This window comes from Bartonella sp. B39 (assembly GCF_053795145.1).
Window position 1 is genome coordinate 163,195 of record NZ_CP200036.1, and the last position, 15,926, is coordinate 179,120.

The window sequence follows — 15,926 nt, forward strand, 5'->3', positions numbered from 1 at the left end:
TTTTGTTATTCTTGAGTATCTACAAAATTGTCAAGGTTAACTCTTTTTAGAGTTGATTTTTTTAGAATTGTGAAAGTTGAAGAAAATGCCGATCACTATTTATAGCAAGCCATCTTGCGTCCAATGCGATGCCACGTGCCGCGCCTTTGATGCTAAAGGCATTAATTATCGTGTTGTGGACATTTCCCGTGATGAACAAGCATACATTTTTGTTCAATCTCTTGGGTATCGTCAAGTTCCTGTAGTTGTTTGTGGTGAAAATCATTGGTCTGGTTTTAGACCAGATATGATTAGTGGTCTTTGTCTTTAATGGGACTTATTGTTTATTATTCGAGTGCAACGGGTAATACCGAGCATTTTGTCTCTCAGCTTGGTCAACGACTCTTCAAGATTGATAAAAAAAAGATGTCTGTGTTAGTCGATGAGCCTTATGTATTAGTCGTTCCTACATATGCAGATGGTGAAGGGAGAATGGCTGTTCCGAAAGCGGTTATTCGTTTCCTCAATGAAGTAGAGAACCGCAAATTAATTCGTGGTGTCATTGGTGGTGGAAATCGTAATTTTGGTCGTTATTATAATTTAGCGAGCAAAATCATTTCTGAAAAGTGTTTTGTGCCTTGCCTTTATCGTTTTGAACTTCGTGGAACTGAGGAAGACGTTATTTGTGTAAAAAAAGGATTGAAAAGATTTTGGAAACAATTGCTATAGAACAATCGCAAAAATCAGATCAGATTATGGATTATCATGCGCTGAATGCAATGCTTAATCTTTATGATGAAAATGGTCATATCCAGTTTGATATGGATCGGCTTGCTGCACGGCAATATTTTCTCCAGCATGTTAATCAAAATACGGTTTTTTTTCATAATCTTAGAGAAAAAATAGACTATTTGATAGAGGAAGGTTATTATGAAAAAGCTTTGTTTGAGCTTTATGATTTTTCTTTTATCAAAAGGCTTTTTAAACGCGCTTACGCATTTAAGTTTCGTTTTCCTACTTTTTTGGGTGCGTTTAAGTATTATACCAGTTATACACTAAAGACTTTTGATGGGAAGCGCTATCTTGAGCGTTATGAGGATCGTATTTGCCTTGTGGCTTTATATTTAGCACAAGGAGATAAGGCCCTTGCAGAGAGTTTCGTAGATGAAATTATTACAGGCCGGTTTCAACCAGCAACACCGACATTTTTGAATGCAGGGAAAAGGCAACGTGGGGAGTTGGTATCGTGTTTTTTATTGCGTGTTGAAGACAATATGGAATCGATAGGTCGTTCGGTCAATTCAGCTTTACAACTTTCGAAACGTGGCGGAGGTGTAGCACTTTGTTTAACGAATTTGCGTGAAGCAGGGGCACCGATTAAGAAAATAGAAAATCAGTCCTCAGGTGTATTACCTGTGATGAAACTCTTAGAAGATGCCTTTTCTTACGCTAATCAACTGGGCGCGCGCCAAGGGGCTGGTGCTGTTTATTTGCATGCACATCATTTAGATATTATGAAGTTTTTGGATACAAAGCGCGAAAATGCTGATGAGAAAGTCAGAATTAAAACGCTTTCGCTTGGTGTGGTTGTTCCTGATATTACTTTTGAGCTTGCACGTAATAATGAGGATATGTATCTGTTCTCACCTTATGATATTGAGCGCGTCACAGGTAAACCCTTTAGCGATATTTCTTTGACGGAGCATTATCGATCTTTTGTTGATAATGCAAAGATTCGTAAAAAGAAAATAAGTGCGCGTGTCTTTTTCCAGACATTAGCGGAAATTCAATTTGAATCAGGTTATCCTTACATTTTGTTTGAGGATACCGCTAACCGAGCCAATCCGATAGCCGGACGTATAAGTATGAGCAATTTATGTTCAGAAATTTTGCAGGTGAGTGAGGCGAGTGAATTAGAGACGGATTTAACTTATCGCACTATTGGAAGTGATATCTCCTGTAATCTTGGTTCAATGAATATTGCAAAAGCAATGGAAAGTCATGATTTCGGGCGGACTGTGGAAACCGCTGTTCGTGCTCTTACTGCTGTTTCCGATATGAGCGACATTGCATGTGTACCTTCCATTGCGAAAGGTAATGCCGAAAGTCATGCGATTGGTTTGGGACAAATGAATTTACATGGTTTTTTAGCGCGTGAACAGATTTATTATGGATCTCCAGAAGCGATTGATTTTACTAATATTTATTTTTATATTGTGACGTATCATGCAATACGTGCTTCCAATTTAATTGCACGTGAACGTCAGAAAGTGTTTGTAGGGTTTGAGAAGTCAGCTTATGCAGATGGCTGTTTTTTTGCAAAATATATTGAAAAAGAGTGGAAGCCGCAATTTGCGATTGTACAAGAGCTTTTTGCACGTAATAACATCGTTATACCAGACCAAAAAGATTGGCAGGAACTCAAGAATTTAGTTGTTGAGTACGGGCTTTATAATCGCAATCTGCAGGCTATTCCTCCTACGGGATCTATTTCCTATATTAATCATGCGACATCTTCTATTCATCCGATTGCTTCAAAGATTGAGATTCGCAAAGAGGGAAAAATTGGACGCGTATATTACCCTGCTCCTTATATGGATAATACGAATTTGAATTTCTACCAAGATGCTTATGAGATTGGCCCTGAAAAAATTATTGATACCTATGCTGCTGCTACACAGCATGTCGATCAAGGTCTTTCATTAACATTATTTTTTCCTGATACGGCCACTACGCGTGATATTAACCGCGCACAAATTTATGCTTGGAAAAAGGGTATAAAGAGTATTTATTATATACGGTTGCGGCAAGTAGCGTTGAGTGGAACAGAAGTGGATGGCTGTGTTTCGTGCAGTTTATAGGAGATAATCATATGACAAAGATTGCAACAAAAAACCCTGTTGTGTGCGCTGTCAATTGGAATAGATTGCATGATGAGAAAGATCTTGAAGTATGGAACCGCTTAACTGGAAATTTTTGGTTGCCTGAGAAAGTTCCACTTTCTAATGACATTCCTTCATGGTCGAGTTTGACGGAGGAAGAACGTAAACTAACAATTCGTGTTTTTACGGGATTAACTCTCCTAGATACGATTCAAAATACCGTAGGAGCCATTTCACTTATGGCGGATGCGATAACAGAGCATGAGGAAGCAGTATTGACGAATATTGCGTTCATGGAGGCAGTTCATGCACGTTCTTATTCCTCTATTTTTTCAACCTTATGTTTGACGGTAGAAGTCGATGATGCGTTTAGGTGGTCAGAAGAAAATATTCATTTACAGAAAAAAGCAAGATTAGTGCTTGAGCGTTATGAAGCAGATGATCCGCTGAAGAAGAAAATTGCTTCGACTTTGCTGGAAAGTTTTTTATTTTATTCTGGATTTTATTTGCCCATGTATTGGGCCAGCCGCGCTAAATTGACCAATACAGCTGATTTAATTCGGCTTATCATCCGTGATGAAGCTGTACATGGTTATTATATAGGTTATAAATTTCAATTGGGGTTTGCGAAACTTGATGAAGCCAAAAAGCAGGAAATTAAAGATTTTGCTTTTAACTTGCTCTTCGACCTTTATAATATTGAATGCAAATATACTGAAGATCTTTATGATGCTATTGGATTGACAGAAGATGTTAAAGTTTTTCTTCATTATAATGCAAACAAGGCTTTAATGAATCTGGGTTTTGAAGCTCTTTTCCCACCTGAGGTTTGCCGTGTTAATCCGGCTATTTTAGCAGCTTTGTCGCCGAGCTCTGATGAAAATCATGACTTTTTTTCAGGGGCTGGCTCTTCTTATGTTATTGGCAAGGCGATTGCTACCACGGATGAGGATTGGGAGTTTTAATGATTACATACAAAGAGCAGTGCGCGGGGTATACCGCTCAGGTCTTTGCGCATTTCTAGACACTGGAATCCATTTTTTTCAAACAAGCTGCAGACTTCTTTTTCTTGAGAGTAGCCAATTTCAACAGCGACATAGCCTTTTGTTTTTAAGTAGTTTGCTGCTTCACTAGCGAGTTTTCGATAAAAATAAACACCATCTTTTCCACCGATAAGAGCGCGCAATGGATCATGCAGGCGTACCTCTTTTGCAAGGTTTTTGATATCTTTTTCTGGAATATAGGGTGGATTGGAAACGATAAGATCAAATCGGCCTGTGACAGAATCAAACCAATCGCTAAGAAGAGGTGTAAAGCGGTTTATGACTTTGACATTTTTTGCATTTTTTGTAGCTGTTTTAAGAGCGTTTTCAGAAATATCGACAGCCACTGCATAGGATTGGGGAATTTGTTCGAGAATCGCAATAGCAATAGCACCACTTCCTGTTCCCATATCAAGCAGTGTTATTTTTTCTGATTTTTCTACCTGCTTTTGAAGGAGTGGTAAAACAAGATCTACAAGCGTTTCTGTGTCTGGACGTGGCTCTAACGTATCTTGAGACAATGCGAGTGATATGCCATAAAATTCCCGTTTTCCGATAATACGGTAGACGGGTTCACCAGAAATACGTCGTTGTACAGCTTTTTCCAATTGTATAATTTGCTCAGAAGATAGACGCATATCTGGTTGGCAAATTCTGTCAGATGCATTTGTATTTGTTATCCACTCAACGAGTATTTTTGCATCAAGGTTGGCTTCAGAAACTCCTTGAGTGTGCAATTTTTCTTGCGTTTTTCGGATGATACTATTGAGAGAACAATCTTTCATCTATTATCATTCATTTCAGTAAGAAGAGCGGTTTGATAATCGGATATGAGTGCATGAATAAGCTCATCAAGATCTCCTTCCAATATGCGATCAAGCTTATACAGCGTGAGATTAATACGATGATCAGTGACACGTCCTTGTGGAAAGTTATAAGTGCGAATACGTTCTGACCGATCACCAGAGCCAACTTGGTTTTTACGGGAAGCTGAACGTTCACGTTCCGCTTTTTGTCTTTCGATGTCAAATAAGCGTGCACGCAAAATTTGGAGAGCACGTGCTCGATTTTGGTGTTGTGATTTTTCTGCTTGCACAACCATAATTCCTGTTGGTATGTGCGTGATACGAACAGCTGAATCAGTTGTATTTACATGCTGTCCTCCTGCTCCAGATGCACGCATTGTGTCGATGCGAATATCTTCTGGACGAATTTCAATATCAATTTCTTCAGCTTCTGGAAGGACTGCGACGGTAGCAGCAGACGTATGGATGCGTCCACTTGTTTCTGTTTCAGGGACGCGTTGCACACGATGAACACCTGATTCAAACTTCAATTTAGAAAAGACACCTTTACCTGAAATGGTAGCAATAATTTCTTTATATCCACCAACTTCCCCCTCATTAAGCGAAACGACTTCAACTTTCCAATTATGAGCATCGGCATAACGTTCATACATGCGGAAAAGATCACCGGCAAAAAGCGCTGCTTCTGACCCACCTGTTCCTGCTCGAATTTCAACAATGGCACTTTTTTCATCAGCAACATCTTTAGGCAAAAGAAGAATCTGGAGTTCTTGCTCAAGTTTTTCCATTTTCTGAGATAATAATGGCAGCTCTTCTTGGGCGAGGTTACGCATCTCTGTATCTGTTAGTTTATCACTGATTATATTTTCTAGCTCTGTGATCTCTGTGTAAAGAGCATTTAATGCTTGTATGGAACTAACAATTGGTTGTAATTCCGCATATTCAGAAGCTAATTTTACATATGTTTCAGCATTTGGGTTTTTAGCCATTTGGCTTTCAATTATTTCAAAGCGCTTTTCAAGCTGTCGCATACGATCTTTTGGCAAAGAAACCATGATAATATTGGCCTAATTTGTTTATAATACTTTTTGTTATAACACTGGTAATCGATTGCTTTATAGCATCGGATAAAAGGGAGTAATAAAGCAGAAAAACTTTCTTTCCAATGAGAACTATAGGTTTTTAAAATGAACTTGTATAAAATTCGATTTGCATGAGGAGCTTTTTTGATGATACATACGAGATCAACTATCTAGGAGTTGTGTTTTTTCCCATAAAGTTCAAGACGATGGTGAATAATATCATAGCCAAGGGATTTTGCAATTTCCTCTTGCAGCTTTTCAATGATATCAGACTGAAATTCGATAACTTGTCCTGTTTCCACATCAATGAGATGATCATGGTGTTGTCCATCTGCTTGCTCGAAACGAGACGGTCCACCACCAAAGGTATGGCGATGAATTGTCCCATTTCCTTCTAATGTTTTCATGGTTCTGTAAACAGTCGATAGCGAAATACTGGAATCTATCTTGTGGGCGCGCTGGAAAATTTCAAACGCGTTTGGGTGATCGTTTGTATCAGTCAAAATATCCAGAATAATACGCCTTTGACGTGTTACTCTTAAACCCGCAGTGCGTAATTCTTGTTCATAATTTCGTTCTTTATTCATTTGAACTCTTTGCTTTTTAGACAAAGGCCCCATGACAGTGTTTGTATTTTTTTTCTGAACCGCAAGGGCAACGCTCATTACGTCCAACTTTTCCCCATGTGGTCACATCATTTGGATTACGATCTTTTGGGTTAATAAACTTATTTTCTTGTGTTCGTGCCCATAAGTTGGGGACATTTTCTTCCCCTTGACCATTAAAGTTAGAGTCATCAGCATTGGGCACAGACGTCAGTGATTCTGTAGGTTGTTGAATGATCTCGAAACGCATAAGCTTAGAAGTAACGTTTCTGCGTAAGTTTCTGAGCATGGACTGAAAAAGTTCGAATGATTCTGTCTTGTATTCATTGAGTGGATCTCGTTGCGCATAACCACGAAAACCAACGACAGAACGTAGATGGTCTAAGCTTACCAAATGTTCACGCCATAAAGTATCAATGGTTTCAAGTAATATGGTTTTGTAAAAATAAGCCATAATTTCTGGAGAATAGCGTTCAGTTCGTTCATTTTCAAGTTTGGTAACAGCATCTGATACGCGTTCTAAGATTTGTTCTTCAGCAATTCCATCTTCTTTTGCCCATTCTTCTATCGGAAGTTCGAGATTGAAGAGTTGTTGAAGTTCCTCTTGGAGAGTTTTCACATTCCATTTTTCAGAATATGTTCCAGCTGGAATATAGGTTTCCACAAGATCTTCAACCACTTCGTTACGCATTTCAAGGATCATTTCAGTGAGATCATCTGCGTTCATGACCTCCATACGCTGCTCAAAAATAACTTTACGTTGATCATTCATTACATCATCGTATTTTAATAAATTTTTACGGATCTCGAAATTTCGTGCTTCGACTTTTTTTTGCGCTTTTTCGATAGCTTTATTAATCCATGGATGGATAATAGCTTCGTCCTCCTTCAATCCGAGCTTTTGCAACATGCCATCCATACGATTGGAGCCGAAGATACGCATAAGATCATCTTGAAGAGAGAGAAAGAATTTTGAGCGACCAGGATCACCTTGGCGGCCAGAACGACCACGGAGCTGGTTATCAATACGACGGCTTTCATGGCGTTCCGTCGCAATGACGTAAAGACCACCAACAGCTAATGCTTTTTCTTTGAGTTTTTTGACATCTTTTTTGATCTCTTCAATTTTAGTTTCTCGCTCTGCTCCATCAGGCATATCCTCTAATTCTTGTCGAATACGCATTTCGACATTACCACCAAGCTGTATATCGGTACCGCGACCAGCCATATTTGTTGCGATGGTTAATGCCCCAGGAACCCCTGCTTGCGCAATGATGTATGCTTCTTGCTCATGATAGCGAGCATTGAGAACTCTAAAATTAGTAATACCTTCTTTTCGCAAACGTTCTGCTAATTGTTCTGACTTTTCAATAGAAGTTGTTCCAACAAGGATAGGCTGCCCTTTTTCGTGTGCTTGACGAATATCACGTACGATAGCACGATATTTTTCTTCTGCTGTTCGATAGATTTCATCATCTTCATCACGGCGCTGTACTGGTAAATTTGTTGGAACTTCGAAAACATCAAGACCATAAATATTACTGAACTCTTCTGCTTCTGTTGTAGCAGTACCAGTCATACCAGACAATTTTCTATACATACGGAAATAATTTTGAAAAGTGATAGAAGCTAAGGTCTGATTTTCTGGTTGAATAGCAACATGCTCTTTGGCTTCTAATGCTTGATGAAGTCCTTCAGAATAACGCCGCCCTGGCATCATACGGCCTGTAAATTCATCAATGATAACAATTTCACCATTGCGAACAATGTAATCCTTGTCACGAACAAACAGCTTATGGGCTTTTAGGGCGTTATTGATATGATGGACGATAGCAACATTTTCTATATCATAGAGACTTTCACCTTTAAGATGTCCTGCCTGTTCAAGCATTTTTTCAATTTTTTCAGTACCGACTTCAGTAAAGGTTGTTGTTTTTTGTTTTTCATCTATTTCATAATCTTCTGGAGTTAAGGCGGGAATAAATGTATCAATAAGGTTGTAGAAGTCTGTACGATCTTCTAGAGGCCCAGAGATAATAAGAGGGGTACGTGCTTCATCAATGAGAATCGAATCTACTTCGTCGACAATTGCGTAATGATGCCCACGCTGAACCATTTGACTATGATCAAAAGCCATATTATCGCGCAAATAATCAAAACCCAATTCGTTATTTGTTGCATAAGTGATATCACATGCGTAGGCCGCTCGGCGGGCATCATTATCAAGATCATGCAGAATCACACCTGTTGTCAGTCCTAGAAAACTAAAGATTTTCCCCATTGTTTCAGCATCACGACTGGCAAGATAGTCATTTACCGTAACGACATGAACACCTTTTCCTTCCAATGCATTGAGATAAATTGGCAGAGTTGCCATTAATGTTTTACCTTCACCTGTGCGCATTTCCGCAATGCCACAATCATGAAGCACCATTCCGCCAATGAGCTGTACGTCAAAAGGACGCATATCATAAACACGTTTTGCTGCTTCACGGACAGTTGCAAAAGCTTCTGGTAGGAGCAAGTCAATGGTTTCACCTTCCATGAGGCGTTTACGAAACTCATCAGTTTTTTGACAAAGTTGCGTATCGCTTAATTTCACGAATTGTTCTTCCAAAGCGTTAATTTGTGTAACTTTTTGGCGAAGAACTTTGAGACGTCTCTCATGAGCGGAACCAAAAAATTTACGTGCAAAGACACCTAAACCGACCATCTCTGGCCCTTTCTTTTAATTGTTATCACTATTTTATTGGGTAGATTCATATGCTCTGCCCATAACTTTGCAACCTCCAAGCAATCCCCCCAAGGCATTTAATATAATAAGATGCATGGTACCATTATATTTGTTGGTGTGCAATTTATCACTTTAATTGTAAAATAGAGATAAGAGGCTAAGTGCAGTGTGTCAACTTTAGTAATGCTTTTTAGTTGACACAATACAGAGTAATTTGGGATGCAATATGTCATTTTTTTATATTATCATGTTTTCCGTTAACATTAGATAGTATGCAATAAACTGAGATAAAAGGACAAGTTTATGCTTTTAAAAATAAAATTACTGATTTATTTATCTATGTTTAGAGGTTAAAATGTTACGGTAAAGAAAATAAGAATCTTGAACTGACTTTCACTTTTAAGGAGTATATTTATGAAATTCAACTTTATCACGCTGTTTTTTACATCAATTTTATTGATGAGTACGAGTTTAGGGGTGATAGCCCAAGAAAGTTTGAATTCACCATCCAATGATTTAAAGACTTTGGAAAAAGCTTCTGAAAAAACAGTTTCTCCTTCTCATGTGATGGCAGTTATTGACGGGAAGGATATTACGGCAGGGCAATTGGATGAGTTAGCTCTTGAAATAAATCCTAATTTAGCACGGTTTCCTGATGAACAACGCCGTGTAATGGTTTTAAAAGCTTACTTGGATATGCAGGCACTTGCTAAAGCAGCAATTAAGGAGGGCATAAATAAGACTGAAGCTTATGATAAACGTATGGCAGTTATGCGTGATAATGTTCTTCAGCAGCTTTATTTTAAACAGACAATCGTTGACCATATTTCGGATACTGACTTGGAAGCTCTTTACAATAAAGAAGTTTCTGCTTTACCCAAAGAAGATGAGGTTAAAGCGCGTCATATTTTGGTCAAAACAAGAAAAGAAGCAGAAGCTGTCATTAAGCGTTTAAGTAAAGGGGAAAGTTTTGAAGAGATTGCAAAAAAGAGTTCAACAGATGGTTCTGCTGCTGTTGGGGGCGATCTTGGTTATTTTAGCCATGGTCAAATGGTTAAACCTTTTGAAGATGCTGCGTTTGGCCTAAAAGTTGGTGAATACACTAAAAAGCCCGTTGAAAGCCCTTTTGGTTGGCATGTTATTAAGGTAGAAGATCGTCGTTTGAAACAACCTCCTGTATTTGATGATGTTAAAGAGGTATTGCGTACACAGTTGATAAAAGAGCGCTACCGAAAACTGATTGTTGATTTGCGCAGCAAATTAGACGTAAAATATCCCGATCCTAATGTCACAAAACTCATGCAATCACTTAATCAGAATGGGACACTGCTTCCGGATGAAACATCTGATGAAGAATACACGGAATAGTGAAGAAGAAGGAGCGAGTAGTATCTCTGCTGGGTGGTAAGAGATTGGTTTTGTTCGAAAAGCTTGAGGTTGTTTGCTAGAGGTTATTTATTTGTAATCATTTTATCTGTTTTCGTGGAAAGCATGCTGTGGCTTTAAAAATATCTCCTTTGTCTCCCCAAAACATACAAGAGCTTCCGCTGTTGTCTGGTGCGCGGATAGCAACAGCTGAAGCTGGGATTAAATATAAAGGTCGTACAGACCTTCTTTTCATCATATTCGATGAGCCAGCGAGTGTTGCGGGTGTTTTTACGCGTTCAAAATGTCCATCTTCTCCTGTGGAGCATTGTCGCGCGTCACTTCCCCATGGAGTTGCACGAGGTGTTGTTGTTAATTCTGGGAATGCGAATGCTTTTACGGGGCGTACAGGAAAGCAAACAACCGATGCGATAGTGCGTGCTGCGGCGAGCGTTTTGAAGGTTAAAGAGAATGAGATTTTTATAGCTTCTACCGGTGTTATTGGTGAGCCGATGGATGCTTCTTGCGTTGTGAATATTTTACCAACTATGGCGGAGACAGCAGAAGAAGGGAATTGGTTGGAGGCTGCAAAAGCTATTATGACGACTGATACATTTCCAAAACTCGCTACACGCAGATTTGATTGTGGGGGAGAAATTGTTACCATTAATGGAATTGCAAAAGGTGCTGGCATGATTGCACCAGATATGGCGACAATGCTATCTTTTATTGTAAGCGATGCAGGAATTTCTTCGGATATTCTTCAGTCCATGTTATCAGAGGCGGTCCAGGAGTCTTTTAATTCGATTACTGTTGATAGTGATACCTCAACATCAGACACGCTCATGATGTTTGCGACAGGCAAAGCAAAGAGAGATTTGCCACCTCTCATGAGTAAATCCGATCCGCGTTATGAGGTGTTCTCGAAGCAATTGAGTGAGCTTTTGCATGAGCTTGCGTTACAAGTTGTTTGTGATGGTGAAGGTGCTCGTCATTTAATTGAGGTTAATGTGATTGGTGCTACAACAGACAATGCTGCGAAGACTATTGCTTTCTCAATTGCAAATTCACCACTTGTAAAGACAGCTATTGCCGGTGAAGATGCTAACTGGGGACGGGTGGTTATGGCAGTTGGTAAGGCAGGTGTTGAAGTTGATCGTGATCTGTTGACGATTTGGTTTGGTGAACATCGTTTGGCGATCAATGGCGAAAGAGATCCTGAATATCGTGAAGAGACGATAGGGGCTTATATGCAAGGGCAGCACATCATAATTCGGGTTGATATTGGTCTAGGTAGTGGTAAGGCGACAGTTTGGTCTTGCGATTTGACGAAAGAGTACGTTATGATCAATGGCGATTACAGAAGTTAACTTGTGCACCGTAAATTTGGCATCGAATGTTTGTATATTTTGGGGAGAGGACTAGGTATTTTAACTCTTTTATCTTAGAGATGGGGCCATGATAGAATAGATGATTATCTTTACTGTTCCTGGTGGAAGGTGGTATGTGTACAAAAAATTTACTTCTTCTTGTCGTTGCATGCGCATTGTTAGATCAAGATAATCATGTTCTGCTTACACAGCGTCCTCAGGGAAAATCACTGGCTGGTTTATGGGAGTTTCCTGGTGGAAAGGTTGAGCATGGTGAAACTCCAGAAGTGTCATTGATTCGTGAATTAGAGGAAGAGCTTGGTATTCATGTTCAGCTAAATAATTTATTACCCTTAACATTTGCAAGCCATAGTTACGAAACATTTCACCTTTTAATGCCATTGTATCTTTGTTACCATTATAAGGGTATTGCGCAAGGACGAGAAGGGCAAAATTTAAAATGGATTTTTATTGGTGACCTTGATAAATATCCTATGCCTGATGCTGATAAGCCATTGGTTCAGGTATTAAAAAATCTCCTTCTTTAATAATATTTGTGAGGAGAAAATACTTATTACAAATAAGAGATTTCTATTTCATGAGATGCTAATGATAGATCAGATTTAAGAAGATTCTTTCGCAGAAAAGTCTTTCTGGCTTTTCTTTGTTAGGTGACCAACTCCTTAATCATTATTATGATACACCTTTATGATAATATATTGATTTATAGTATATATAAGCATAATGCATATTGAATCAGATCTCTTAATCTGTGTCATATTTTGTTATTTCAAATACTCTTACGCTGATCAAAAATTGTTCAATGACATATCATAAGGGGGAAGCGTAACTTGAAAAGCAATGTTAGAATGGATGAAATATACGGTTAATGAACTTTTTAAATATAAGAGTGTGTAACATCGGTGGTAGGTTAAAATATGATGAGGCTAGTATATGACTTCATAAACATAAAGATACTTGGACCTCAATAGATTTTGCGGTATGCATTCATTGGGTTTTATTGAGAGATGAGATTAGCAGAAAGTGAAGTATCTAAGCAGTTACGCACATAAGCAACGCAATAGCGTGAAGGTATTTTCACCAAAATCCTAGATTCCATGAAAGAATGCTAAAAACAAAAATATAAGGTGCGGCGCACTCTTCATTATTTTGAAATATCGCTCTGAACATTTCTGAAAGACGTGGAGCTGAATGAAAAAGAAATAGTAAGGCCAAGAAGTAATTTTTACCTTTATAATTTTATCTTCGAATAGTTTTTCTAATTCAGAATAAGAGTGTTTAACATAATGAAATATGACACAGATTAAGAGATTTGATTCAATATGCATAATGCTTATATATATTAAATCAACGTGTTGTGTTTAGCACGGAGTATTTTAATAAAAGCTATTCAGTAGACAAGTTACGATTTTTCCAATATTCCCAAAACGTGTGAATGTTGAATGCGAGGTCTAAAAAAAGACCAAGTGATTAATCCCATTCAACATAAATGATTTTGTGAAGGTACTTTTCTTTCATATGAGACCAGAAATCAGTCACGGTTTACCTTGTTATAAAGATTTAAAGCGAACTCATGAAAAAATATAATACCAGAGTTATTTATCTCTCGTGCTTATATCAAAAGCACGTACTATATTCTCAGTGTTGGACGACGTTTTTCTATAGGATATCGTTGATATTTTTGCGCAATACGTGTAACTGCTTTTTCCAGTGGTTCGACCATAACATCCATAGAGAAACCATTTGCATGAATAATATTTTCATGATCAACCATAATAGCGGCATGACCTTTCCAGAAAATTAAATCACCTCGTTGAAGTTCATCATCATCTGAGAGTTGTTTGCCTATAGTTTTTTGTTGCATGTCAGTATCGCGTAAAACCACATGACCAGCCATTATCATAGAAAGCTGGATCAGTCCTGAGCAATCAATTCCAAAACCACTAGTTCCACCCCAAAGGTAAGGTGTACGGATCAACATTTCAGCAACTGTAACATAATCTTTATATGCTTGGCCAATCGGACTGAGGTGATTGCTAATGATTGCTTTCCCATTTTCAAGTATAGAATACTTGGTTCCACGGACTTCAATTTCATCAACAACGCTTACCTTACTTCCTATAGATAAAGGATATTCTACTGGTCCACGCAAGTCAGCTTGGAAATATTGAAAAGTACGTGGGGCTGAAACAACATGTGTTTGTTTTACGGTTGATGTACAAAGCGCTTTTGTATCAATATAGCCAACATAACTATCTTTGAGAGATTGTCCCCACGACATAAATTCCCCGTGTTCAAAGACGCGAAGTTCTTCTCCTAATAAGCACTCCGTCTGCATTTCACTTTTTTTATTATTTTCTTTAAACAGTCCAGCAACAGGTACATTAACGCGTCTTATTTCACCTTGCACAAAACGCTGAGCTGTAACTTCCTTTTCAAGACGTTTGTCTGCTAGATCATCCCTGAATGCATGTAATCTTGGATCTTTAGAGAACATTTTTTACCTTTTATTTTTTGTTTTTTACCTTTAAATGACCTCACGATAATCAGCATTGGTATGATTTTTATCCTCAAATAAATTACAGGATACAATTATAAAGGTGAATAACAATCGCCCTCAAATTTCCATAATTATCTATTTATGTGTTCATTTTATGTCAAAATTAATTTTTAAAGAGATTATAAAGAGCACGAATGGCTTGTGCAGAACCACCAATGGGGTGGCCTGGTTTTTCCTTTGGAATCCACCCATAAAGGTCAAAATGGGCAAAATGTTCAGCTTTTTCAACAAAAGAGTTCAGAAACAAGGCAGCGACTATAGAGCCAGCAAAGTTATTTCCAGTTATATTGTTAAGATCAGCGATTGGTGATGATAACATTTCCTGATAGGGTCTCCAAAGAGGCATTTGCCAAAGAGGATCGGAAACAGAATAAGCAGCTTGAGAAATTTGTTGCGCCCAGATTGAATCATTACAATAAAATGCGGGAAGATCTGGTCCTAATGCTATACGTGCTGCTCCTGTTAAAGTCGCCATACAAAGCATGAATTGCGGACTTTCTTCGTCACCATAGGCAAGTGCATCAGCAAGGATAAGTCGACCTTCAGCATCTGTATTACCAATTTCAACACTTAATCCCTTACGACTTTGGAGAACATCACCTGGTCGGTAAGCATTAGCAGAAATTGCATTTTCAACGGCTGGAATCAAAACACGCAGACGAAAGGGTAATTTGGCATCCATGATAAGTTTAGCCAATCCCAAAACGTGAGCTCCACCTCCCATGTCTTTTTTCATAAGTGACATATTATTGGCTGATTTAATATCGAGGCCTCCAGTATCAAAGCTTACGCCTTTACCAACCAACGTTATTTTAGGATGGTTTTCTTGGCCCCAGCGCAGCTCAATGAGTCGTGGTGCAGTGCTGCTGGCTCGTCCTACAGCATGGATCATCGGAAAATTATGTGTTAAGAGCTCATCTCCACGAATGCTTTCAACATGAGCTTTGTAGGTTTCTCCCAGTTGGCGAGATTCTGTCTCGAGAGTGTCAGGATTCATATCATTGGCTGGAATATTAATGAGATCACGGACAAAAAAGACAGTTTTATAAAGACGTTGAAGTTCATCGAAATCAACCATGTCGTTGACATGAATTGAAAGTGATTTGAGGGAGGAATTTTGACGATAACGGTTAAACTGATAGCTTCCGAATGCCAACCCAAGATAGATATTCATTTCATGGGAGGCTGCTCCTTCTAAATGCCACTGACCAGCAGGGAGGTGTTTAGCAAGAAGCCCTGTAATAAAAGGCTCCTCACCATTGCCAAGTCCAAAGAACACCTTTTTTAAATGCCCTGTTTCATGAGGAACGAAGAGTATTTGTCCCGCTTTTCCAGTGAAGTCATTCACGTTCATCCATGTTCTTGTTGACACATTAAGTGATAAATCCGCAAGACTTTTTGGGGTTACCAAGAAGATCGGACAACTATTATCGGCACGTTTTGAGGTAAAATGAATAGGATGCATATACATATTTAAAA

Annotated in this window: 13 protein-coding genes; 7 read left to right on the top strand and 6 right to left on the bottom strand. The window is 38.6% G+C overall.

The window, feature by feature from the left end:
• Window positions 1-85: 85 nt before the first annotated feature.
• Genes nrdH through nrdF form a run of 4 tightly spaced genes read left to right on the top strand, consistent with a single transcriptional unit; the run spans window position 86 to window position 3,826 of the window.
• Window positions 86-310, top strand: a complete 225-nt coding sequence (gene nrdH, locus V4P57_RS00645; protein WP_455466292.1) for a glutaredoxin-like protein NrdH — start codon at window positions 86-88, stop codon at window positions 308-310.
• On the top strand, window positions 310-708 hold the full coding sequence (nrdI, locus tag V4P57_RS00650) for a class Ib ribonucleoside-diphosphate reductase assembly flavoprotein NrdI (protein ID WP_455466293.1): 399 nt from the start codon (window positions 310-312) through the stop codon (window positions 706-708). Before nrdH ends, nrdI begins: the two co-directional genes overlap by 1 nt.
• Window positions 690-2,840, top strand: a complete 2,151-nt coding sequence (gene nrdE / locus V4P57_RS00655; RefSeq protein WP_455467005.1) for a class 1b ribonucleoside-diphosphate reductase subunit alpha — start codon at window positions 690-692, stop codon at window positions 2,838-2,840. The genes nrdI and nrdE overlap by 19 nt, the downstream gene beginning before the upstream one ends.
• Before the next feature lie 11 nt (window positions 2,841-2,851).
• On the top strand, window positions 2,852-3,826 hold the full coding sequence (gene nrdF / locus V4P57_RS00660) for a class 1b ribonucleoside-diphosphate reductase subunit beta (protein ID WP_455466294.1): 975 nt from the start codon (window positions 2,852-2,854) through the stop codon (window positions 3,824-3,826).
• Here the strand turns inward: nrdF and prmC are convergent.
• From prmC to secA, 4 genes are all read right to left on the bottom strand, one after another.
• Window positions 3,823-4,689, bottom strand: a complete 867-nt coding sequence (gene prmC, locus V4P57_RS00665; protein WP_455466295.1) for a peptide chain release factor N(5)-glutamine methyltransferase — start codon at window positions 4,687-4,689, stop codon at window positions 3,823-3,825. The two genes, nrdF and prmC, sit on opposite strands and share 4 nt — an antisense overlap.
• Window positions 4,686-5,765 (bottom strand): peptide chain release factor 1, encoded by a 1,080-nt coding sequence (prfA, locus tag V4P57_RS00670; protein WP_455466296.1) that lies wholly within the window; start codon window positions 5,763-5,765, stop codon window positions 4,686-4,688. The genes prmC and prfA overlap by 4 nt, the downstream gene beginning before the upstream one ends.
• Before the next feature lie 197 nt (window positions 5,766-5,962).
• Window positions 5,963-6,457, bottom strand: coding sequence for a Fur family transcriptional regulator (locus V4P57_RS00675; RefSeq protein ID WP_455466297.1), 495 nt, complete (start codon window positions 6,455-6,457; stop codon window positions 5,963-5,965).
• Complete coding sequence (gene secA, locus V4P57_RS00680) at window positions 6,396-9,110, bottom strand: preprotein translocase subunit SecA (protein ID WP_455466298.1); 2,715 nt, start codon at window positions 9,108-9,110, stop codon at window positions 6,396-6,398. Before secA ends, V4P57_RS00675 begins: the two co-directional genes overlap by 62 nt.
• Before the next feature lie 435 nt (window positions 9,111-9,545).
• Between secA and V4P57_RS00685 the strand changes: the two genes are divergently transcribed.
• The 3 genes from V4P57_RS00685 to mutT all read left to right on the top strand — a co-directional run bounded on the left by V4P57_RS00685 (window position 9,546) and on the right by mutT (window position 12,414).
• Window positions 9,546-10,499, top strand: coding sequence for a peptidylprolyl isomerase (locus V4P57_RS00685; protein WP_455466299.1), 954 nt, complete (start codon window positions 9,546-9,548; stop codon window positions 10,497-10,499).
• Between the two features lie 128 nt (window positions 10,500-10,627).
• Window positions 10,628-11,866 (top strand): bifunctional glutamate N-acetyltransferase/amino-acid acetyltransferase ArgJ, encoded by a 1,239-nt coding sequence (gene argJ / locus V4P57_RS00690; RefSeq protein ID WP_455466300.1) that lies wholly within the window; start codon window positions 10,628-10,630, stop codon window positions 11,864-11,866.
• 134 nt (window positions 11,867-12,000) lie between these two features.
• On the top strand, window positions 12,001-12,414 hold the full coding sequence (mutT, locus tag V4P57_RS00695; protein ID WP_455466301.1) for an 8-oxo-dGTP diphosphatase MutT: 414 nt from the start codon (window positions 12,001-12,003) through the stop codon (window positions 12,412-12,414).
• A 1,103-nt stretch (window positions 12,415-13,517) separates the two neighbouring features.
• Here the strand turns inward: mutT and V4P57_RS00700 are convergent.
• Complete coding sequence (locus V4P57_RS00700) at window positions 13,518-14,384, bottom strand: C40 family peptidase (RefSeq protein WP_455466302.1); 867 nt, start codon at window positions 14,382-14,384, stop codon at window positions 13,518-13,520.
• A gap of 166 nt (window positions 14,385-14,550) precedes the next feature.
• Window positions 14,551-15,918 (bottom strand): leucyl aminopeptidase family protein, encoded by a 1,368-nt coding sequence (locus tag V4P57_RS00705; protein WP_455466303.1) that lies wholly within the window; start codon window positions 15,916-15,918, stop codon window positions 14,551-14,553.
• Between the last annotated feature and the right edge of the window lie 8 nt (window positions 15,919-15,926).

What these genes read in the sequence shown, in the direction of transcription:
- nrdH (WP_455466292.1), top strand. Translation starts at nt 86, where the DNA reads ATGCCGATCACTATTTATAGCAAGCCATCTTGCGTCCAATGCGATGCC.
- nrdI (WP_455466293.1), top strand. Translation starts at nt 310, where the DNA reads ATGGGACTTATTGTTTATTATTCGAGTGCAACGGGTAATACCGAGCAT.
- nrdF (WP_455466294.1), top strand. Translation starts at nt 2,852, where the DNA reads ATGACAAAGATTGCAACAAAAAACCCTGTTGTGTGCGCTGTCAATTGG.
- prmC (WP_455466295.1), bottom strand. Translation starts at nt 4,689, where the DNA reads ATGAAAGATTGTTCTCTCAATAGTATCATCCGAAAAACGCAAGAAAAA.
- prfA (WP_455466296.1), bottom strand. Translation starts at nt 5,765, where the DNA reads ATGGTTTCTTTGCCAAAAGATCGTATGCGACAGCTTGAAAAGCGCTTT.
- V4P57_RS00675 (WP_455466297.1), bottom strand. Translation starts at nt 6,457, where the DNA reads ATGAGCGTTGCCCTTGCGGTTCAGAAAAAAAATACAAACACTGTCATG.
- secA (WP_455466298.1), bottom strand. Translation starts at nt 9,110, where the DNA reads ATGGTCGGTTTAGGTGTCTTTGCACGTAAATTTTTTGGTTCCGCTCAT.
- V4P57_RS00685 (WP_455466299.1), top strand. Translation starts at nt 9,546, where the DNA reads ATGAAATTCAACTTTATCACGCTGTTTTTTACATCAATTTTATTGATG.
- mutT (WP_455466301.1), top strand. Translation starts at nt 12,001, where the DNA reads ATGTGTACAAAAAATTTACTTCTTCTTGTCGTTGCATGCGCATTGTTA.
- V4P57_RS00700 (WP_455466302.1), bottom strand. Translation starts at nt 14,384, where the DNA reads ATGTTCTCTAAAGATCCAAGATTACATGCATTCAGGGATGATCTAGCA.
- V4P57_RS00705 (WP_455466303.1), bottom strand. Translation starts at nt 15,918, where the DNA reads ATGTATATGCATCCTATTCATTTTACCTCAAAACGTGCCGATAATAGT.